A 19,049-nucleotide genomic window follows, 5' to 3' on the forward strand; every position below is an offset into this window, starting at 1 on the left:
GTCGCGTACGAGCGGCGAGGCCGGCGGGCGACCGGCCGGGGGCCGCGCGTCCGCCGGAGGCCGCCTCGGGGCTCCGCCGCCCCGGGGCCGCGGAGCCCGGGCCGGCTGCCCACCGCCCCGACCGCCCTGCGGCCCCCCTTGGGCCCGCACAGGACCGCGAGTGACCGCCTTGCGGACGGCCGCCTTACGGGCCTGGGGCGGCAGGGGCGAGGTGCTCTGTCGCGTTCCGTGCTGCGGGGACCGCGTTCCGTGTTGCTCCACTGGAACAACTTAGGTCTGTTTATGTGCCGAATCCGGGGTCAGACACGCCGTGTGGCCGCCGTAGACTGGTGGATCGGCCGATCCTCTGGCCCCGCCCCCCTGGCCCACACCACCTACGGGAAGTCGCAACGTGTCGCTCACGATCGGAATCGTCGGTCTGCCGAATGTCGGCAAGTCGACCCTGTTCAACGCCCTGACCAAGAACGACGTGCTGGCGGCCAACTACCCGTTCGCCACCATCGAGCCGAACGTGGGCGTGGTCGGCGTCCCCGACACCCGCCTGGACAAGCTGGCCGAGATCTTCGGCTCCCAGCGGATCCTCCCGGCGACGGTCGACTTCGTCGACATCGCGGGCATCGTGCGAGGCGCCTCCGAGGGCGAGGGCCTGGGCAACAAGTTCCTGGCGAACATCCGTGAGTCGGACGCGATCTGCCAGGTCATCCGCGCCTTCAAGGACGAGAACGTCGTCCATGTCGACGGCAAGGTCTCGCCGAAGGACGACATCGAGACGATCAACACCGAGCTGATCCTCGCCGACCTCCAGACCATCGAGAAGGTCCTCCCGCGCCTCCAGAAGGAGTCGCGCATCAAGAAGGACGTCGCGCCGAAGGTCAAGGCCGTCGAGGAGGCCAAGGAGATCCTGGAGAAGGGCGACACGCTGTTCGCCCACGGCATCGTCCAGGGCACCGAGTGCGCCGAGCTCCTGCACGACCTGCACCTCCTCACCACCAAGCCCTTCCTCTACGTCTTCAACGTCGACGAGGACGAACTGACCGACGACGCCTTCAAGGACGAGCAGCGCGCCCTGGTCGCCCCCGCCGAGGCGATCTTCCTCAACGCCAAGCTGGAGGCGGACCTCGCCGAGCTCGACGAGGAGGACGCCCTGGAACTCCTCCAGTCCGTCGGCGCCGACGAGCCCGGCCTCGCCACCCTCGCCCGCGTCGGCTTCAACACCCTCGGCCTCCAGACCTACCTCACGGCCGGCCCCAAGGAAGCCCGCGCCTGGACCATCAAGAAGGGCGCCACCGCCCCCGAGGCCGCCGGAGTCATCCACACCGACTTCCAGAAGGGCTTCATCAAGGCCGAGGTCATCTCCTTCACCGACCTGGTGGAGACCGGCTCGGTCGCCGAGGCCCGCGCGAAGGGCAAGGCCCGTATGGAGGGCAAGGAGTATGTGATGCAGGACGGGGATGTGGTGGAGTTCCGCTTCAACGTCTGACAGGACGTGCACAAACGGCCCTGACCTTCGAGAAAGCAGGCCGGGCCGTTGTGCTGTCTGCAGTGGTCCGCAGAAGCTGGGGCAGCTATGTGTCGTAGACCGTGGAGCGGTGTCCGACCTGTACGACCCACACCACCAGTTCCCCGTTGTCGATCGTGTAGACGACACGGTAGTCGCCGACCCGTAGGCGACGGCGCTCAGGCCGGGATACGAGAGCGGTGGTGCTGAAGCCGAAGGGGTCGCTCTCCAGCTCCGTGAGTTTGGCCAGGATGCGAAGCGCCATGTCCCGCGGGATCTTGCGCAGCTCGGCCTGGGCCTCAGGGCGAAACACTGTGCGGTAGTCACTCACTGCGTGCCAGCGTCTCCCTCATCACATCCTCGATCGGGACGCCGGCGGCCGGGCTCGCCATGCGCTCGTCGATGATGCGGTTGATCTCGCGCTCTTCCCACTCCTGGTACTTGCGCAGCACCTCGATCGACACCACGGCGGCGACCTGCTTGCCGCGACGGGTGATCACGGTGGGTACGTCGTCCCGGTCGGCCCGCTCCACGACCTCTGCCAGGTGTGCGCGGACATCGCGGATGGACTCTATGGGCAGCGGCTGCGTCATGCGCTCAAGGGTACCGAGTGTTCCATGTGTACACAATGCTGGTGCCGCCCGGCAGCGGGGTCAGCGGTGGCAGTATGCGGGGACACAGCGAGAGGGGCCGGGGCGGGATGGGGCGCAGTGAGCGGGAGGCGGTTGCCGCGGGAGGGCGGCTGTACGAGGCGGCGCAATCGGTGGCCGGTGACCACGGGCGGGCTGTCGAGGCGGTTCGGGCGGCGCTGAAGCCGATCTGCGACACGGCGGCGGAACAGGCGCTGGACGCCATCCCGGTGGCCCGGTTGAAAGAGGTCACCGAGGGTCGGCTGAGGCTTGGGGAGGTTGAGAGGAGCGGGCTGCGGTCGGTCCGGCAGGTACTCGATGCCGGCTCCTACCGGTTGCGACAGATTCCTGGCGTGGGACAGCGCACCGCCGATCAGGTCATCGCGGCGGCGCGTCAGATATCGGATGCCGTTCAGGAGACCATCGCCGTCCACCTCGACGTGGATCGGCCGGATCCGCGAACCACCGCACTCGTCATGGCCCTGCAGGTACTGGTGGAAGCGGGCCCCGACGCGCGGCGAGCCGTCGACACGGCCGCGGCTCTCTCTGAGCGGCTCGGTCCCTTGCTGGCCGAGGCCAAGCCTGCCGCCGCGCGGCTGCGGCTGCTGCTGATGGGGCATGCCAGACGAGCTCGGGCACTGGAGGCCGTCGCAGAGGTCCGCAGGCTGACCGAGGAGGCAGCTGAGGCTGGTGTGCCGGAGCTGCTCGCACAGGCATCGGTGGATCTGCTGCGTGGTACCTCGACCGAGGTCGCGGCTTGGGTCGACTTCGAGCTGCGTGCCGCCGAGTACTACAGCCTGCTCGCTGAGATCTCCGGCCGCAGACCCGACACTGCCGCCGCCGAGGGCTTCCTGCCCGACGAAGTCGCCGAGCGGGTCCGCGACCAGTGGCTTGACGACACTCACCGGCGGGTGTCGTTGCGCGGCTATCAAGCCTTCGGGGCACGCTTCGCCCTGGCGCAACGCAAGGTGATTCTCGGCGACGAGATGGGGCTCGGCAAGACCATTCAGGCCATCGCCGCTCTGGCTCATCTCGCTGCCGAGGGGCAGAGCCACTTCATGGTCGTCTGCCCGGCCAGCGTCCTGATCAACTGGACACGCGAGATCGAGGCCCGCAGCAGGCTGCGCGTGATGCCTCTTCACGGCCCCGAGAGGCAGGAAGCGTTCGCCGACTGGAAGGGCAGGGGCGGTGTAGGAGTGACGACCTTCGACGCCTTGAGCAGTTTCCCGGCCCCCCAAGGTGGCGAGCTGGGGATGCTGGTCGTGGACGAGGCGCACTACGTGAAGAATCCGAAGGCGCGTCGCTCCCAGGCCGTGACCGAATGGTCCGGGCACTGCGAACGTGTTCTCTTCATGACCGGCACGCCCATGGAGAACCGGGTCGCCGAGTTTCGCAGCCTTGTACAGATTCTCCAGCCACACCTGGTGGACGCTGTCGATGACCGAGACGGTGTGGCCGGGTCCAAGGCATTCCGGAAGGCCGTCGCCCCGGTGTATCTGCGCCGCAATCAGCAGGACGTTCTGACCGAACTGCCGGCGCTCCAGCAGACGGACGAGTGGGAGGAGCTGAGCGCGTCGGACGAAGACGCCTACCGCGAGGCCGTGCGCGCCGGCAACTTCATGGCGATGCGCAGAGCGGCGTACGCGCGCCCCGAGAAGTCGGCCAAGCTGAACCGGCTGCGCGAGATCGTCGAGGATGCCGCCGAGACCGGGTTGAAGGTGGTGGTGTTCTCCAACTTCAGGGATGTCCTGGGAGCAGTGAAGGGCATGCTGGACGACGCACGGAGCAAGGGCGGCGGTCAGGTGTTCGGTCCGATCTCGGGAAGCGTGCCGCCCGCGCGCCGGCAGCAGCTCGTGGACGAGTTTGCCGCCGTGCCGGGTCATGCGGTGCTGGTGGCGCAGATCGAGGCGGCGGGGGTGGGGCTCAACATGCAGGCCGCGTCCGTCGTGATCATCTGTGAGCCTCAGATCAAACCGACTATCGAACACCAGGCGGTGGCGCGGGCCCACCGCATGGGACAGGTGCGCTCGGTCCGGGTGCACCGGCTGCTCGCCACCCGTGGGGTGGACGAGCGGATGGTGGAGATGCTGAAGAACAAGAATCGCCTGTTCGACGCGTACGCGCGTCGCAGCGCGGTCGCTGAGTCGACGCCGGAGGCGGTCGACGTTTCGGATACGGCGATGGCCCGCCAGATCGTCGAGGAGGAGCAGGTGAGGCTGGGAGCGGTCCACAAAGAGTCCGTAGGACACCCGTAAGTGACCGTCGGGACCCAACGACGCGCCGACCCCCCCTCCTGGGTACGGGCAGCATGCACGCCGCCGTCATCCGCAGCGGCGAGGAAGCCTCCACCTCCCCGGCGCACTGCCGCATCACCCTGGAGCACCGCACCGTCCCCGGTGAGAACGCCGACACCGGCGAGTGGGAACTGACCGCCGTTCTCAGCCACCCCACCGCCACTGTCCCCGACTTCCGCCCCGATCGTGGCCTCGGGGCGTCGACGGCGAAGGCGCCACGCGGCCACCGAGTACGTCGACCTCGCCTCACCGGACCGCCTCACCGACATCCTCACCGCCACCATCACCGGCTTCTGCTCCTGAGCCCGGGGCTGGTCCGGGGGATTCTCGATCGTGGCGACATCGAGTGGATCATCGATCGCTGTTGCGTCAAGACCGACAAGCCGAGCGGCATCATCAACGACCCGAACGTGTGGTCCGACGACCCCCGGTGCATCGTCGACCTCCTCAAGAGGACCGCGTAGTGGCCAGACGGGGCGGCCGTCGCTCCCCAGGGGTATCGCGGCGGGCCCTTGGCGAGGTCCAATGGGGAGGGTCAAGCCCTTCCGCGCACCGCTCGGTCAGAAGAGGCACGCAATGGATCCATGGCTGATCTGGTTGATCATCGCAGCCGTGCTGGCTGTGGCGGAGATCTTCACCCTGACCGCCGCGCTCGGCATGCTGAGTGTGGCCGCGCTGGTCACGGCGGGGTCCGCGGCGGTCGGGCTTCCGGTCTCCTTCCAGTTCCTGGTGTTCGCCGTGGTCTCCGCGGTCACCGTGCTGTTCCTGCGGCCCCTCGCCCTGCGCCATGTGCTCCCGCCCCAAGCGGCGCGGTTCGGCGTGGACGCGCTGGTCGGCCGGTCCGCCTACGTCGTCTCGGAGGTGACGGGTCTGGACGGCAGGGTGCGCATCGACGGCGAGGAATGGACGGCCCGCGCCTATGACGAGACGCTGGTGATCCCTCCCGGAAAGACCGTCGACGTCATAGAGATCAATGGCGCCACCGCGATCGTCTACCCCAGGGACTGAACCATGGATATCTCGGCGTTCTTGTTGGCCGGCCTGATCATCGCGCTGATCGCGGTATTCACCGTGGTGCGGGCGGTCCGTATCGTGCCCCAGGCACGCGCCCGCAATGTCGAGCGACTCGGCCGCTACCACCGCACCCTGAACCCCGGCCTCAACCTCGTCATCCCCTACATCGACCGCGTCCATCCGGTGATCGACCTGCGCGAACAGGTCGTCTCCTTCAAGCCGCAGCCGGTGATCACCGAGGACAACCTCGTCGTCGAGATCGACACCGTTCTCTATTTCCAGGTCACCGACCCGCGAGCGGCGTTCTACGAGATCGCGAACTTCCTGCAGGCGGTCGAGCAGCTCACCGTCACCACCCTGCGCAACGTCGTGGGGTCCATGGACCTGGAGAAGACGCTCACCTCACGGGACACCATCAACAGCCAGCTGCGGGGCGTGCTGGACGAGGCCACCGGCAAGTGGGGGCTGAGGGTCAACCGCGTGGAGATCAAGGCCATCGACCCGCCGCAGTCCATCAAGGACGCGATGCAGAAGCAGATGCGGGCCGAGCGCGACAAGCGGGCCGCGATCCTCGGCGCCGAGGGGCAACGCCAGTCGCAGATCCTCACCGCCGAGGGCGACAAGCAGGCCGCCGTGCTGCGCGCGGAGGGCAACCGCACCGCCGCGATCCTCCAGGCCGAGGGCCAGTCCCGGGCCATCGACGAGGTGTTCCAGGCCGTGCACCGCAACGACCCGGACCCCAAGCTGCTCGCCTACCAGTACCTGCAGATGCTGCCCCAGCTGGCGCAGGGCCCGGGCAACACCTTCTGGGTGGTCCCCAGCGAGATGACCTCCGCGCTGCAGAGCGTGTCCCGCGCCTTCAGCGAAGTGCTGCCGCAGTCGCCGGCCACCCGCGAGAAGCCCGCGTCGACGGACGAGATGGCCGCCCAGGCCGCCAGCGACACCGCCCAGGCCGCCGAGGCCGCTGCCGCCGCCCTCGCCGACGCGGCCAAGGCGGACCGGGCCGCGTCCGGCGACCTCCCGTCCGCCCAGCCTGAGCGGGGGTGACGCCCACGGCCGGGTGGCGCCCTACCTCTCGGGCCAGCCCAGCAGCTGGGCGCCGAGGACGGCGACCTGGAGGGTGAAGCTCTGCTGCGGGTCGTGCACCGAGTAGCCGGTCAGTTCCTCGACCCGGTCGAGGCGGTAGGTCACGGTCCGCACCCCGACGTGCAGTTCACGCGCCGCCGCGGTCGCCACCCTGTCCGCCGCGTAGTACGCCGCCAGGGTGGTCAGCAGCGTGCCGGGGCCGGTGCGTGCCTTCTTTATCGGATCCAGGACGACCTCGACGAGATCGGCGAGCGCGCTCCGGTCCCGGATCAGCACCTGGTAGACGAGCAGGTCGGAGGCCCGGTGCACCTGACCGGGCAGGTGCAGGCGCTGGCCGATCTGCAGGGCCTGCCGGGCCTGCTCGAAGGAGCGGACGGCACCGCCGGGCCCGCGCTGCGGACGCCCGATGCCCACCCGCCAGGCGCCGTCGGGCCGCAGGCTCTCCCCGACGCGCGTGACGAACTCCTCCACGGTGCCGCGTACATCGGGCACGATGCACACCAGCAGGCCGTCCTTGGTCGTCACCAGCACGTCCCGGCTCGCCGGACCGAGACCGACGATGGACTCCACCTGGCGGGTGATCGGGCCGCCGTCGACGAACGGCTGCGGGCCCGCGGCCACGATCACCGCGTAGCTGCCGGCGAGACGCAGGCCGTACCGTTCGGCGCGCCCCACCAGCGTCTCCAGGTTGCGCCCGTCGAGCAGGTCGTCGACGAACTCGCGGCGGAACGACTCCTCCTGGCGCAGCGACCAGCGCTGGGCCTCCTCGTACCCTTCCGCCACCGCCGTGATCGTCGCGTCGGCGGCGCGGAAGACGGCCTCGCCGATCCGGCGCAGCGCTTCCGTGCCCGCGGCCTCCCGCACACCGGGCAGCGTGGGCCAGGCGAGCCACGTAGCGCTCAGGTAGAGGTCCACGACGCCCCGCATGGGTACGTTCTGCTCGGCCGCGCGGGCGCCGATGGCCCGGCGGCGGCGCAACTCGTCCGGGCAGAGCCGGCCGCCCGTGCTGATCTTCGCGAGGACCGGCAGATATCCCTCCAGGAGATCCGCCGGTACGCCGCGCGCCTCGTCGCTCGCCCGCCCGGGGAGGTCCGCCGCGTCGGGCAGGCCCGCGTCGGGCAGGCCCGCGTCGGGCAGGCCCGCGCCGGAGGTGTCCGACGGCGCTTTCCCTGAGATGGCGAGATCCGTCCTTCTTCCCTGCGGCTCATGCGGTTCATGCGATGGCACACCAGACAGCTTGCTATGTCGCGCGCTCCACCACTACCGGCTGACCGAAAGCAGAGTGCTTCCATCGGCGTGGCTGAGCGCTTCTTGCCGGTCGTCGGCAAAGAATGTGGGCCACTGATTGACCACGTCGGACGTTGGCCAGGTGTACGAAGTACCAGATAATCGTGGTAATCGAGGTGCCCGCGCCGAAGTTTCGATGACGGGAGACACTCATGCATGCCGCCGATGTCATCGAGACGTTGCCGACCGCGCTCCCGGACGACGACATCCTGTCCGCCGTACAGATGGTTGCCCGCCACGGGCTGCCCGGTCTCGTCGTCGCCGACGAACAGGGTGAGGTGATCGGCTGCATGTCGTCGGTCGATCTGCTCCGGGCGGCCCTTCCGCACTACTTCCTGGACGATCCCGGCCTCACCCATGTCATCGACGAGCGGCACGCCGACCGGATAGCCGCGGCGATGGCGGGCACCCGCGTCCGTGACGTACTCACCTGGGGTGCGCCGCGCATACCGAGGGTCGAGCCGCAGGCCACGGCCGTCGAGATCGCCGAGCTGATGGTACGGCGACAGTGTCCGTTCGCCCTGGTCGAACGGGAAGGCGGCGGGATCCTCGGCATCGTCACCGCCAACCGCCTGCTCGCCCTACTGGCCACCGCGGCCGAGGGAGCCCCGTGATGACCGGCGATGCCTTGCCGTCCGCCGGAGCTTCGTGCGCGGCGGCGGGGGGTGCCTGGTGGGTCGACGCGCTCGGTGGCCGGTCGGGGTGCCGGCGTGCCCGTGAGGGCGTTGTGTTGCTCGGGATTGCCCCGCCGTCCGCCGGGGCTTCGTGTGGGTCGGCCGGGCCTGCCGGGCGGAGTGGGCGAGGGAGCCCCGTGATGATCGGGGACGCCTTGCCGTCCGCCGGGGCTTCGTGCGGGTCGGCCGGGCCTGCCGGGCGGAGTGGGCGAGGGAGCCCCGTGATGACCGGGGACGCCTTGCCGTCCGCCGGGGCTTCGTGCGGGTCGGCCGGGACTGCCGGGCGGAGTGGGCGAGGGAGCGCCGTGGTTGTCGGGGATGCCTCGGCGGCCCTCGGAGCGTCGTGGGCGAGGGGCGGGCGGGCTCGGTGGGGTGTCGCGCTCGGGGGCAGGTCGGCCGGGTGGTGTGGTCGTGAGGGAGTCGGGTGAGTCTGCTCAGCCGGGATTCGGCCGGCGCCGCGGGCGCTCGGGAGCACCTCCGGCGTAGGGGCGCCTTGCGCTTTCTGCAGGCCGCTCCGCTTCCCGCCGTGTTCTGGCTGCTGCTGTCCGGCCACTACGGGCCGCTGCTGCTGACGCTGGGCGCCCTCTCGGTCGCCGTGGTCTGCTGGCTGACGCGGCGGGCCGGACTCGATCACCACGTGACGGTCGCCTTCGCCCTGCGGCTGCCGTGGTACTTCCTGTGGCTGAGCGGGAAGATCCTCGTCTCGACGGTCGCGGTGACGCGGCGGGTCTGGGCGCCGCGGCCGGACCTGCGGCCCGTGGTCGAGCCCACGCCGGCGAAGGACCTGCCGGAGCTGTCGCAGGTCGTCTACGCCAACTCGATCACGCTGACCCCGGGCACGCTGTCGCTGGACGTGGAGGCGGACCACATCGAGGTGCACAGCCTGGAACGGTCCGGTGTGGAGGAGCTCCGCGAGGGACGGATGCTGAGCCGGGTGCGGCAGACGGAGGCGCGACGATGATCTTCGCCGTCATGGCGGCGCTGCTGGTCACCATGGTGCTCACACTGCTTCGCGCGTTCCTGGGCCCCGGCCGCTACAACCGCATCCTCGCGGTCAACACGTTCGGCACCAAGACCGTGCTGTTCGTCGCGGTGGCCGGCTTCCTCTTCGGCCGGCCCGAGTTCCTCGACATCGGGATCCTCTACGCCCTGGTCAACTTCGTCGCCACCGTCGCCGTGCTCCGCCTGACCCACTACCAGGAACTGCTGAGCGACGCGGAGAGAGGCGAAGGAGCGTGAGTGTTCTCGACGTACTGAGCGGCGTCTCGCTGATCGTCGGCGCCCTGGCCGTGCTCACCGGTGCCGTGGGCATGCTGCGCTTCCCGGACTTCTACACCCGTATCCACGCCGCCGGCGTCACCGACTCCGCGGGCGCCGGGCTGATCCTGCTGGGCCTGCTGCTGCGGGTGGACGCGTGGGACACCGCTATGCGGCTGCTGATCATCCTGCTGTTCCTGGCGCTGACCGGCCCCACCGCGACGCACATCCTGGCGCACGCCGCGCGACGGGACGGCGTGCCCATGTGGCGGGAAGGCGATCCGCGCCAGTGACCACGACCTTCACCGTGATCAACGTGTCACTCCTCGCCATCCTCACGGCGACCGCGGTGACCATCACCCGGCTGCGCGCGCTCTACGAGGCCACCATGCTGGCCGCGCTGTTCAGCCTGGCCACCGCGTGCCTCTTCGTCCTCCTCGACGCCGTGGACGTGGCGTTCACCGAGGCCGCGGTCGGTGTCGGCATCAGCACTGTGCTGATCCTCGGCGTGCTGGCGCTGACCCGCTCCTGGGAGTCCGTCACCCCACGGCGGCGGCGCCTGCCCGGCGCGATCGCCGTGCTGCTGGTCGGCGGCACCCTCGGCTACGCCACCCTGGACCTGCCGGAGTTCGGCAGCGCCGACAGCCCGGTGCAGCGCCACCCGGTCACGGAGGTGTACCTGCACCGGTCCCAGGAGGACATCGGCATCCCCAACACGGTCACCTCGGTGCTGGCCGGTTACCGAGCGCTCGACACGCTGGGTGAGCTGGTCGTCGTCTTCACCGCGGGCCTCGCCGTGCTGTCGCTGCTCGGCCCGCTGGCCCGGCCGGAGCAGACCCGGCCGACCGCGGACTTCCACCTCGCCGACTACCGCGTCATCCGGGTGGTCAGCGGCGCGCTCATGCCGTTCATCCTGCTGTTCGCGCTCTATGTGCTCTTCCACGGCGACTACGGTCCCGGCGGCGGATTCCAGGCCGGCGTGATCTTCGCGTCCGGGTTCGTGCTCTACGGCCTGGTGTTCGGTCTTGACCGGGCGCAGCGCGTCGTGCCGCGGGCCGCCCTGTGGTTCCTGGTCTCGCTCGGCCTGCTGCTCTACATCGGGCTCGGCCTGACCACCATGCTGCTCGGCGGCTCCTTCCTGGACTACGACGTCCTCGCCGGCCACGCCGAGACCGGGCAGCACGTCGGGATCCTGGTCGTCGAGACGGCCATCGGCATCACCGTCGCGTCCGTCATGACGACGATCTTCTTCGGCTTCGCGGGCCGGGGGGTGTCGCGGTGATCACCTCCCACTACGTCTACTGGACGTTCTTCGCCCTGATGCTGATCGGGCTGTACGTCGTCATCAGCCACGGCAACCTGCTGAAGAAACTGATCGGCCTCAGCCTCTTCCAGGTCGGGGTCTTCCTCTTCTACATCGGCCTCGGCAAGCGGGACGGGGGGAGCGCGCCGATCATCTCGGACGACGTCGAGACCTACTCCCACCCCCTGCCGCAGGTGCTGATCCTCACCGCCATCGTGGTCGGCGTCGCCACCCTCGCCGTGGGACTGGCCCTGGCCGTCCGCATCTTCGAGGCGTACGGCACCGTCGAGGAGGACGAGGTCCTCGAACGCGACAGCGACGACCGCGCCGCCGAGCACGACCGTGAGCGCGCCGCCGAGCGCCACCGCGCCGCCGAGCACGACGGCGGCGGCTCATGACGGCTCAGCTGCCCGCCCTCCAGGTGGCGGCCCCTCTGCTGTGCGCGCCGCTGTGCGTGCTGCTGCGCTCACGGCTCTTCGCGTGGCTGCTGTTCCTCGCCGCCGCCCTGGCCTCGCTGGCCTGCGCCGTCAGCCTGGCCGAGCGCGTGGACAGCGGCGGGGCGCTGCGCTACGCGATCGGCGACTGGCAGGCGCCGTACGGCATCGAGTTCGTGGTGAACGGCTTCAACACGCCGCTGCTGCTGCTGGTGTCGCTGACCGCCGTGGTCGTCGCCGTTTACAGCCGCCGCAGTGTGGCGGCGGAGCTGGACGCCCGGCGCGCCACGCTGCTGTACGCCTGCCTGTGTCTCGCCCTGACCGGGCTGCTGGGGCTCACGATCACCGGCGACGTGTTCAACGCGTTCGTGTTCCTGGAGATCAGCTCGCTGGCGACGTACACGATGATCGCCATGGGGCGTCGCCGGCAGGCGCTGCTGGCCGCCTTCCGCTACCTGGTGATCGGCACCGTCGGGGCGACGTTCCTGCTGATCGGCATCGGCCTCGCCTACGCGGTCACGGGCACCCTGAACATGGCCGACCTGGCGCAGCGGCTCACCGGCGGCCAGGACAACCGCGCGCTGCAGGCCGCGGTGGTCTTCGTGTTCGTCGGGCTCGCGGTCAAGATGGCCGTCTTCCCGCTGCACGCCTGGCTGCCCGCGGCCTACGGGGAGGCGCCGTCCGCCGTGAGCACGTTCGTCGCCGCCACCGGCACCAAGGTCGCGATCTACGTGTTCTGCCGGTTCGCGTTCACCGTCTTCGGCGCGTCGCTGGTGTTCGGGACGATGCCCGTCGACCGGATCACCCTGCTGCTGGCCTGTCTGGGGATCCTGGTGGGCTCCGCCGCCGCGTGCTTCCAGGACGACCTGCGCTATGTGCTGGCCTGGTCGAGCGTCGCGCAGGTCGGCTACATCGTCGCCGGAGTCGGTCTGGCCACCACGGCCGGTGTCTCCGCCGCGTATCTGCACATGATCATGCACGCGGTGACCAAGGCCGCGCTCTTCGCGATCGCCGGGCTGCTGATGCTGCGGCTCGGCTCGGTCCGGCTGTCGGCGCTGGCCGGGGTCGGGCGCCGGATGCCGTGGACGTTCGCCGCCTTCGTGGTGGCCGGTCTCGGCCTGGTCGGGGTGCCGCCGACCGCGGGCTTCGTCAGCAAGTGGGCGCTGGTGACCGCGCTGGTCGAGGAGGGCCAGTGGGCCGTGCTGGCGGCCGTGCTGGCCGGCTCGCTGCTCGCCCTGGTCTACGTCGGCCGCGTCGTGGAGTTCGCCTGGTTCCGCGAGCCGCCCGACGGGCCCGAACCGCCGCGCCCACCGGCGTCGATGGTCGCGGCCATCTGGTTCCTCGTCCTGCTGTCCCTCTCCTTCGGCATCGACGCGTCCCTGCCGGCCCACCTCGCCGACGCCGCGGCCTCGGCGCTGCTCGGACGAGGGGGGTGAGCGAGCTGACCGCCGCCTGGACCTCCCCCGACCGGGCCGCCGCCCTGCCGACAGCGGTGGCCCTGCCCCTGCTGGCCTGCGGTGCCGTACTGCTGCTGCGGCACCGGCCGCTCAGCCGTGACGCGGCCTCGGTGGCCTCAGGCGTGGCGCTCGCGGGCGTCGTACTGGCCCTGTGGCCGATGGCCGACGACGGGCTGCGCTTCGAGCTGTGGACGTGGCTGCCCGGCCTGTCGCTGGAGTTCGCGCTCGAACCGCTGGGCCTGCTGTTCGCGTCGGTCGCCGCCGTGCTCTGGCCGGTGACCACCGTCTACGCCGCCGGCTACCTGCGCGCCGCGCGGGAGCCCGCGCACGCCCGGTTCTTCGCCTTCTTCGCGCTGTCGATCGCGTCCGCGATGTGGATCGCGCTGTCCGCGAACCTGATCACCCTGCTCATCGGCTACGAGCTGATGACCCTGGCGACCTGGCCCCTGGTGGCACACCACGGCGACCGGACGGCCCGGCGCGGGGCACGCACCTACGTGGTGCTGCTGCTGGTGACCTCCGTCGGACTGCTGCTGCCCGCGATCGTCTGGACGTGGGTCCTGGCGGGCACCACCGACTTCCGGCCCGGCGGCATCCTGGCCGGGCAGGCAGGGGCGGGGGTGCTCACCCTGCTCTTCGCGCTCTACCTGTTCGGCATCGGCAAGGCGGCGCTGATGCCCGTGCACCGCTGGCTGCCCGCCGCCATGGTGGCCCCCGTGCCGGTGTCGGCGCTTCTGCACGCGGTGGCCGTGGTCAAGGCGGGCGTCTTCACGGTCCTCAAGGTCGCCGTGTACGTGTTCGGCCTGGACACCCTGCGGGAGAGCGGTGCCGCGGCGCCGATGACCTGGGTGGCCTCGTTCACGCTGGTCGCCGCCGCGATCGTGGCGATACGGTCCGACGACCTCAAGCGCCGGCTGGCCTACTCGACGGTGAGCCAGCTCGCCTACATCGTGCTGGCCGCGACGCTGGCCCACGACGTCGCCGCCGCCGGTGGCGCCCTGCACCTGGTCACCCACGCGGTCGGCAAGATCACCCTGTTCCTGTGCGCGGGCGCGATCGCCGTCACGGCCGGGAAGACCCGCGTCAGCGAACTCGACGGGCTCGGCCGCGCCATGCCGTGGACGTTCGCCGCGTTCCTGACGGCCACCGTCTCGATCATCGGCCTGCCGCCCACGGGCGGCACCTGGAGCAAGTGGCTGCTGCTCCTCGGCGCTGCCGAGGCCGACCAGATCGTGCCGCTCGCGGTCCTGCTGATCGGCTCCCTGCTCGCCACGGCCTATCTCATGCCGATCGTGGTGCGCGCCTTCCTGCGGCCGCCGGCCGCACCGTTCGCGCACGGTGACGCCCCGCTCGTGATGACCGGGCCGCTGGTCCTGACCGCGCTCGGCTGCGTCGCGCTGTTCTTCGGCGCGGACGCGGTGCTCGACCCCCTGGCCGGAACGCTGGAGCTGCCGTGAGCGACGACCGCCGCCGGCTCGGTGACGACCGCGAGCCCGACGACCGCCGGCCCGACGACCGCCGCTGGCTGGACGAGCCGCGCAACGTGACCCGCCTCGTCCACGGCCTCGCCGTGCTGTGCCTGATGGCCCTGCTGGCCGACTTCCTCTACGCCAAGCACCCCTACTTCTCCGTCGAGCGGTGGCCCGGGTTCTTCGCCGTCTTCGGCTTCGTGAGCAGCGTGACCCTGGTGCTCACCGCGAAGGGGCTGCGGCGGCTGCTGCGGCGCGACGAGGACTACTACGAGCCGCCGGAACGGGACCGCGATGACGACTAGCCCGTTGATCAGTCCCGCTCTGCTGCTGATGCTCGGCGCGGCCGGAGTGCCGTTGCTGCGCGGTCTGCCGCGCCGCGTCCTGATGGTGCTGCTGCCGGTGGCGGGCCTGGTCGTGCTGTGGCTGCTGCCCGAGGGCCCCGCCGCCGGGTTCGCGCTCTTCGGCCTGGAGCTGACCCCCGTACGGGTGGACGCCCTGTCCCGCGTGTTCGCCACCGGCTTCCTGGTCGCCGCGCTGCTGACCTCGATCTACGCCCTGCACCTGCGCGACCCGCTGCAGCAGGCGATGGTCCTGCTCTACGCCGGTACCACGGTCGGCGGAGCGCTCGCCGGTGACCTCATCACCCTGCTCGTGTACTGGGAGCTCGCCAGTCTGTCGTCGGCCTTCCTGATCTGGGCGAGGCGCACCGAACGCAGTTACCGAGCGGGCATGCGGTACCTGGTCGCTCAGCTGGTCGCCGGGCTGCTGATCCTCGCCGGAACGGCACAGCGCGTCCAGGCCGGCGAGGGGCTGGACTTCACCTATCTCGGGCTCGACAGCCCCGGCGGCGCGCTGATCCTGCTGGGCGTGGGCATCAAGTGCGCGTTCCCGCTGCTGCACGCGTGGCTGACCGACACCTATCCGGAGGCCACGGTCGTCGGCGCGGTGGCCCTGTCGCCGTTCACGACCAAGCTCGCGGTGTACGTGCTGGCGCGCGGTTTCCCGGGCACCGACCTGCTGATCTGGGTCGGCGCGGCCATGACCGTGTTCCCGATCTTCTACGCCGTGCTGGAGAACGACCTGCGCCGCGTGCTGGCGTACAGCCTGATCAACCAGCTGGGGTTCATGGTCGTCGGGGTCGGCATCGGAGGTGCGCTGGGGGTCAACGGCGCCGCCGCCCATGCCTTCGCGCACATCGTCTACAAGGCGCTGCTGTTCATGAGCATGGGGGCCGTGCTGTACCGCACCGGCACGATCAAGGGCTCCGAACTCGGCGGGCTCTACAAGTCCATGCCGCAGACGGCCGCGCTGTGCGTGGTGGGGGCCGCGTCGATCTCGGCGTTCCCGCTCTTCTCGGGCTTCACCACCAAGTCGATGATCATGGAGGCGGCCGGGTTGGAACACCTGACCGTGGTCTGGCTGCTGCTCCTCTTCGCGTCGGCCGGTGTGTTCCACCACGCCGGCATCAAGATCCCGTTCTTCGCCTTCTTCGCCCACGACCGGGGCCACCGGGTGGCCGAGGCCCCGCTGAACATGCGCGTGGCCATGACGCTGGCCGCGCTGATCTGCGTGGGCATCGGGGTGGCGCCGAACCTCCTGTACGAGCTTCTGCCGTACCCGGTGGACTACGTGCCCTACACCACCGCGCACGTCATCAACCAGCTGCAACTGCTCCTGCTCGCCTCGATGGCCTTCACCGTGCTGGTCCGCACCGGCCTCTACCCACCGGAACTCCGCTCGGTCAACCTCGACACCGACGTGGTCTACCGGCGCCTGCTGCCCCGCACCTGGCAGGCACTCACCCGCGCAGTCCCCCGCCTGCGCCGCAGTGTGGCCCCACCGCTCCGCCACGGCGGCGCCACCGTGTGGACCCAGACCACTCGGCTGCTGCGCCCGGAGACCAAGCTGACGACTCCGTGGTCGACCCATCTGATGGTCTGGTGGACGGTCCTCCTGCTGGGGACGGTCCTCCTGCTGACGCTGCTGTAGCTTCCCTCACCGGGGCGCCAGGAGCACCTCGTTGTCGTAGTCGATGGTGATCCGTCCGAGGCCGCTCAGGGCGTCGGAGCCCAGCAGGCCCTGGACGCGCTGGACGCCCCGCCCCTCCGGCAGGTCGACGACGCTGGCTTCCACGTCGTCCAGGGGGACCTCTCCCGCCGCCCAGTCGCGCATCTCGACCACGGGCACGCGATCGGTCCCCACGACGCCGCTGATGGGCCGGCGTTCCCCCGTGCCGGGCAGGTCCAGGTCGCGGGCGACGTCGTCGTCGACGGCGCTGGACGAGGCCCCGGTGTCCAGCAGGAACGTGAAGGGGCCCTCGCCCTCGATGGTGACGGGCACGAGGACGATCGTCTGACCGGCCCGTTCGACGACCGTGAGGGGGATCCGGTGGCTGTCGGCCGTGCCGGGCGGTGGTGTGCCGGAATCGGTCGGATCGGTGCATCCCGTCAGGGACACGGCCGCCAGGCACAGCGCCGCCGCGCCTGCGGCACAGCCCTTGCGCGGGAACATGGCGGCGCCTCCCGCTCTACCCGCTCGCGGCCGCGGGGACGACGGCGACAGGGCAGCGGGCCGTGTGCAGGACCTCGCCGCTCACCGACCCGAGGAGAAGCCTGCGCAGGCCCGTACGGCCGCGTGAGCCGACCACGACGAGATCGGCCGTCTCGGACAGTTCGGTCAGGTGGGTCGCCGGACGCGCCCACACGGTGCGCAGTGCGACCCGCACGTCCGGGTACCGCGCGCTCGGTCCGGCGATCCGCTCCTGGAGGGACCGGCGGGCCCGCGCCTCGGTCTCGCCCACGTCGGGCTCGGCGGAGGTGACGTGGCTCGGACCGTCCGGCAGCAGCGCGTGCCGGTGCAACGCGTGCACGACCTCCAGCCGGGCCGCCCGCCGGTCGGCTTCCGCGAAGGCGAACTCGACGACCTCCGGCGCGTAGTGCACGACGTCGGCGCCGACGACGACGCGCTCGCCGGGGCGCTCGGCCGATGCGCCCGGGCGCATGACCAGCACCGGGCACTCGGAGTGCGTGGCCACCTGAAGGCTGACCGAGCCCAGGGGCAGGCGGGGGAAGCCACCGGCGCCGCGGTGTCCCAGCACCAGCAGGGACGCCTCCGGTGAGCGCTTCAGCAGGGTCCCGGCGGGGTCGCCGAAGGGCAGTTCGCCCACGACGGTCAGGTCGGGGAACGCCGCCCGGGCCACCGCCTCGAACCGGTCGACCACCTCCGCGCCCCGCCTCGCGAGGGATCCCCCCTCGGTCTTCCTCTCCTCCGCGTTCCCGAAGGGCCACGGGATCCCGATGGCATGGGCGATGCTCAGGGGAACGCCGCGCAGCACGGCCTGACGGGCCGCGTACCGCACGAGGGCGTCCTGGTCGTCGGTGTCGTCGACACCGACGATCACGGGCCCGGGGTCTGCCATCTCGCCTCCCACAAGAGGCAGGGCGAGTACCCGCGCCGGGACGAGCCACGCACGCCCGGGTGGCGCCGAGAGCCGCGGGCCGTCACCGGCCGTCACCTTCCGGTGCGGTGGCGGCGCCGTCCGGCGACGGCTCGTCGGCACCCGGTGAACGCAGCACGCTGAGCACGACCGAGACGGTCAGCACCGTGACGATCACAGCGAGGCTGAGGAAGGAGTGCACCTCCGGCACGGCCGGGCTGACGATCTCGTGCGACGCCTGCATGATCAGCTTGACGCCGATGAAGGCGAGGATCACCGCGAGGCCCTTGCCGAGGTACCGGAAGCGGTCCAGCAGGCCGGCGAGCATGAAGTACAGGGCGCGCAGCCCGAGGATCGCGAAGGCGTTGCTGGTGTAGACGATGAAGACGTCGTTGCTGACGCCCAGCACGGCGGGCACGCTGTCGACGGCGAAGACCAGGTCGGCGCCCTCCACCGCGGCGACGACGGCGAGCAGCGGTGTGGCGACCAGCCGGCCGGCCTCCCTGACGAAGAACCGGTGCCCCGCGTACTCGTCGCGCACGGGGACGACCTTGCGCAGCAGCCGTACGGCGTGACTCCGGCCGGGGTCGACGCTGCCCTCCTCCTTCCTGAGGATCTTGTACGTGCTGTAGAAGAGGAAGGCGGCGAAGACGAACAGCACCGCGGTGAACCGGCTGACCACCGCCACGCCGGCGGCGAGGAACAGGGCGCGGAAGACCAGGGCGCCCAGTACCCCCAGGAACAGCACCCGGTGCTGGTAGGCGCGCGGGACCTGGAAGTAGCCGAAGATCAGCGCGAAGACGAAGAGGTTGTCGACCGACAGGCTCTTCTCCAGCAGCCACGCGGTGGTGTACTCCACCCCGGCGGTGGTGCCGACCACGAGATGGACGACCGCGCCGAACACGAGCGCCAGCCCCACCCAGACTCCGCTCCAGACGGCGGCCTCCCGGAAGCCGATCGCGTGCTCCCGCCGGTGCGCGAGCAGATCGACGGCCAGTGAGACGAGTACGGTGCCGGCGAACACCAACCACAGCCAGAACGGCACGTCATGCACGGATCCGCCCCCTGAGCACGATCGACTGACAGCCCTCCGCCGAAACCTCGGCCCGCGACGCTGGTCGCCGCCCGACGGCGGGTACCCCGCGTCACGCGCGGGGAACCGCGGGGGATGTCCGGGCGGTCTGTCCTTCGCCGGGTTCCCGGACGGC

21 protein-coding genes are annotated in these 19,049 nt (G+C 70.7%); 15 read left to right on the plus strand and 6 right to left on the minus strand.

The annotated features are described in order from the left end of the window. Positions 1-391: 391 nt before the first annotated feature. Positions 392-1,480 (plus strand): redox-regulated ATPase YchF, encoded by a 1,089-nt coding sequence (gene ychF, locus ACH5AC_RS02165; RefSeq protein WP_398859638.1) that lies wholly within the window; start codon positions 392-394, stop codon positions 1,478-1,480. Between the two features lie 85 nt (positions 1,481-1,565). Here the strand turns inward: ychF and ACH5AC_RS02170 are convergent, their stop codons facing one another. Together ACH5AC_RS02170 and ACH5AC_RS02175 are read right to left on the minus strand one after the other, a co-directional pair. After that, positions 1,566-1,829, minus strand: coding sequence for a type II toxin-antitoxin system RelE/ParE family toxin (locus ACH5AC_RS02170; RefSeq protein WP_398859639.1), 264 nt, complete (start codon positions 1,827-1,829; stop codon positions 1,566-1,568). Beyond that, positions 1,822-2,091 carry a type II toxin-antitoxin system Phd/YefM family antitoxin gene (locus tag ACH5AC_RS02175; protein ID WP_060180502.1) on the minus strand — a complete coding sequence of 90 codons (270 nt, stop codon included), beginning with the start codon at positions 2,089-2,091 and terminating at the stop codon, positions 1,822-1,824. The genes ACH5AC_RS02170 and ACH5AC_RS02175 overlap by 8 nt, the downstream gene beginning before the upstream one ends. Before the next feature lie 107 nt (positions 2,092-2,198). Between ACH5AC_RS02175 and ACH5AC_RS02180 the strand changes: the two genes are divergently transcribed. From ACH5AC_RS02180 to ACH5AC_RS02195, 4 genes are all read left to right on the plus strand, one after another. Further along, positions 2,199-4,382, plus strand: a complete 2,184-nt coding sequence (locus ACH5AC_RS02180) for a DEAD/DEAH box helicase (protein WP_398859640.1) — start codon at positions 2,199-2,201, stop codon at positions 4,380-4,382. Between the two features lie 53 nt (positions 4,383-4,435). Then, on the plus strand, positions 4,436-4,885 hold the full coding sequence (locus ACH5AC_RS02185) for a hypothetical protein (RefSeq protein ID WP_398859642.1): 450 nt from the start codon (positions 4,436-4,438) through the stop codon (positions 4,883-4,885). A 112-nt stretch (positions 4,886-4,997) separates the two neighbouring features. Beyond that, positions 4,998-5,429: an NfeD family protein gene (locus tag ACH5AC_RS02190; RefSeq protein WP_398859643.1), complete on the plus strand. Its 432-nt coding sequence runs from the start codon at positions 4,998-5,000 to the stop codon at positions 5,427-5,429. A 3-nt stretch (positions 5,430-5,432) separates the two neighbouring features. Beyond that, on the plus strand, positions 5,433-6,482 hold the full coding sequence (locus ACH5AC_RS02195; RefSeq protein ID WP_398859645.1) for an SPFH domain-containing protein: 1,050 nt from the start codon (positions 5,433-5,435) through the stop codon (positions 6,480-6,482). Positions 6,483-6,503: 21 nt separating this feature from the next. Here the strand turns inward: ACH5AC_RS02195 and ACH5AC_RS02200 are convergent, their stop codons facing one another. After that, positions 6,504-7,748 carry a PucR family transcriptional regulator gene (locus ACH5AC_RS02200; protein ID WP_398859646.1) on the minus strand — a complete coding sequence of 415 codons (1,245 nt, stop codon included), beginning with the start codon at positions 7,746-7,748 and terminating at the stop codon, positions 6,504-6,506. A gap of 212 nt (positions 7,749-7,960) precedes the next feature. Here ACH5AC_RS02200 and ACH5AC_RS02205 point away from each other — a divergent pair, with 212 nt between their 5' ends. From ACH5AC_RS02205 to ACH5AC_RS02250, 10 genes are all read left to right on the plus strand, one after another. Next, positions 7,961-8,422 carry a CBS domain-containing protein gene (locus tag ACH5AC_RS02205; protein ID WP_398859647.1) on the plus strand — a complete coding sequence of 154 codons (462 nt, stop codon included), beginning with the start codon at positions 7,961-7,963 and terminating at the stop codon, positions 8,420-8,422. Positions 8,423-8,975: 553 nt separating this feature from the next. Further along, a complete protein-coding gene (locus ACH5AC_RS02210; protein ID WP_398859648.1) occupies positions 8,976-9,443 on the plus strand; it encodes a Na+/H+ antiporter subunit E in 468 nt (155 codons plus the stop codon). Further along, positions 9,440-9,721: a monovalent cation/H+ antiporter complex subunit F gene (locus ACH5AC_RS02215; protein ID WP_398859649.1), complete on the plus strand. Its 282-nt coding sequence runs from the start codon at positions 9,440-9,442 to the stop codon at positions 9,719-9,721. Before ACH5AC_RS02210 ends, ACH5AC_RS02215 begins: the two co-directional genes overlap by 4 nt. Continuing rightward, positions 9,718-10,032, plus strand: coding sequence for a monovalent cation/H(+) antiporter subunit G (mnhG, locus tag ACH5AC_RS02220; protein ID WP_398859650.1), 315 nt, complete (start codon positions 9,718-9,720; stop codon positions 10,030-10,032). Before ACH5AC_RS02215 ends, mnhG begins: the two co-directional genes overlap by 4 nt. Further along, entirely contained in the window at positions 10,029-11,021 is a 993-nt protein-coding gene (locus ACH5AC_RS02225) for a DUF4040 domain-containing protein (RefSeq protein ID WP_398859651.1), read from the plus strand. The genes mnhG and ACH5AC_RS02225 overlap by 4 nt, the downstream gene beginning before the upstream one ends. Beyond that, a complete protein-coding gene (locus ACH5AC_RS02230; RefSeq protein WP_398859652.1) occupies positions 11,018-11,440 on the plus strand; it encodes a cation:proton antiporter subunit C in 423 nt (140 codons plus the stop codon). The genes ACH5AC_RS02225 and ACH5AC_RS02230 overlap by 4 nt, the downstream gene beginning before the upstream one ends. After that, on the plus strand, positions 11,437-12,912 hold the full coding sequence (locus ACH5AC_RS02235) for a monovalent cation/H+ antiporter subunit D family protein (RefSeq protein ID WP_398859654.1): 1,476 nt from the start codon (positions 11,437-11,439) through the stop codon (positions 12,910-12,912). The genes ACH5AC_RS02230 and ACH5AC_RS02235 overlap by 4 nt, the downstream gene beginning before the upstream one ends. Then, on the plus strand, positions 12,909-14,390 hold the full coding sequence (locus ACH5AC_RS02240) for a proton-conducting transporter membrane subunit (protein ID WP_398859655.1): 1,482 nt from the start codon (positions 12,909-12,911) through the stop codon (positions 14,388-14,390). The genes ACH5AC_RS02235 and ACH5AC_RS02240 overlap by 4 nt, the downstream gene beginning before the upstream one ends. Next, a complete protein-coding gene (locus tag ACH5AC_RS02245) occupies positions 14,387-14,707 on the plus strand; it encodes a hypothetical protein (RefSeq protein ID WP_398859656.1) in 321 nt (106 codons plus the stop codon). The genes ACH5AC_RS02240 and ACH5AC_RS02245 overlap by 4 nt, the downstream gene beginning before the upstream one ends. Positions 14,708-14,711: 4 nt before the next feature. Beyond that, complete coding sequence (locus tag ACH5AC_RS02250; RefSeq protein WP_398859657.1) at positions 14,712-16,394, plus strand: Na(+)/H(+) antiporter subunit D; 1,683 nt, start codon at positions 14,712-14,714, stop codon at positions 16,392-16,394. A 6-nt stretch (positions 16,395-16,400) separates the two neighbouring features. On the opposite strand, the gene ACH5AC_RS02255 is transcribed toward ACH5AC_RS02250, so the two are convergent. The 3 genes from ACH5AC_RS02255 to ACH5AC_RS02265 form a co-directional block, all read right to left on the minus strand. Beyond that, a complete protein-coding gene (locus tag ACH5AC_RS02255; protein ID WP_398859658.1) occupies positions 16,401-16,916 on the minus strand; it encodes an aspartyl protease family protein in 516 nt (171 codons plus the stop codon). 16 nt (positions 16,917-16,932) lie between these two features. Continuing rightward, on the minus strand, positions 16,933-17,823 hold the full coding sequence (locus ACH5AC_RS02260; RefSeq protein WP_398859659.1) for a universal stress protein: 891 nt from the start codon (positions 17,821-17,823) through the stop codon (positions 16,933-16,935). A gap of 82 nt (positions 17,824-17,905) precedes the next feature. After that, on the minus strand, positions 17,906-18,895 hold the full coding sequence (locus tag ACH5AC_RS02265) for a TerC family protein (RefSeq protein WP_398859660.1): 990 nt from the start codon (positions 18,893-18,895) through the stop codon (positions 17,906-17,908). Between the last annotated feature and the right edge of the window lie 154 nt (positions 18,896-19,049).

The sequence above is a fragment of the Streptomyces sp. NPDC018693 genome (genome assembly GCF_044391385.1).
Lineage (GTDB): Bacteria > Actinomycetota > Actinomycetes > Streptomycetales > Streptomycetaceae > Streptomyces.

Excerpts from the sequence above, each read along its gene's own strand:
- ACH5AC_RS02175 (WP_060180502.1), bottom strand. The coding sequence starts at position 2,091 with ATGACGCAGCCGCTGCCCATAGAGTCCATCCGCGATGTCCGCGCACAC.
- ACH5AC_RS02180 (WP_398859640.1), top strand. The coding sequence starts at position 2,199 with ATGGGGCGCAGTGAGCGGGAGGCGGTTGCCGCGGGAGGGCGGCTGTAC.
- ACH5AC_RS02185 (WP_398859642.1), top strand. The coding sequence starts at position 4,436 with ATGCACGCCGCCGTCATCCGCAGCGGCGAGGAAGCCTCCACCTCCCCG.
- ACH5AC_RS02190 (WP_398859643.1), top strand. The coding sequence starts at position 4,998 with ATGGATCCATGGCTGATCTGGTTGATCATCGCAGCCGTGCTGGCTGTG.
- ACH5AC_RS02195 (WP_398859645.1), top strand. The coding sequence starts at position 5,433 with ATGGATATCTCGGCGTTCTTGTTGGCCGGCCTGATCATCGCGCTGATC.
- ACH5AC_RS02205 (WP_398859647.1), top strand. The coding sequence starts at position 7,961 with ATGCATGCCGCCGATGTCATCGAGACGTTGCCGACCGCGCTCCCGGAC.
- ACH5AC_RS02215 (WP_398859649.1), top strand. The coding sequence starts at position 9,440 with ATGATCTTCGCCGTCATGGCGGCGCTGCTGGTCACCATGGTGCTCACA.
- ACH5AC_RS02235 (WP_398859654.1), top strand. The coding sequence starts at position 11,437 with ATGACGGCTCAGCTGCCCGCCCTCCAGGTGGCGGCCCCTCTGCTGTGC.
- ACH5AC_RS02255 (WP_398859658.1), bottom strand. The coding sequence starts at position 16,916 with ATGTTCCCGCGCAAGGGCTGTGCCGCAGGCGCGGCGGCGCTGTGCCTG.
- ACH5AC_RS02260 (WP_398859659.1), bottom strand. The coding sequence starts at position 17,823 with ATGGCAGACCCCGGGCCCGTGATCGTCGGTGTCGACGACACCGACGAC.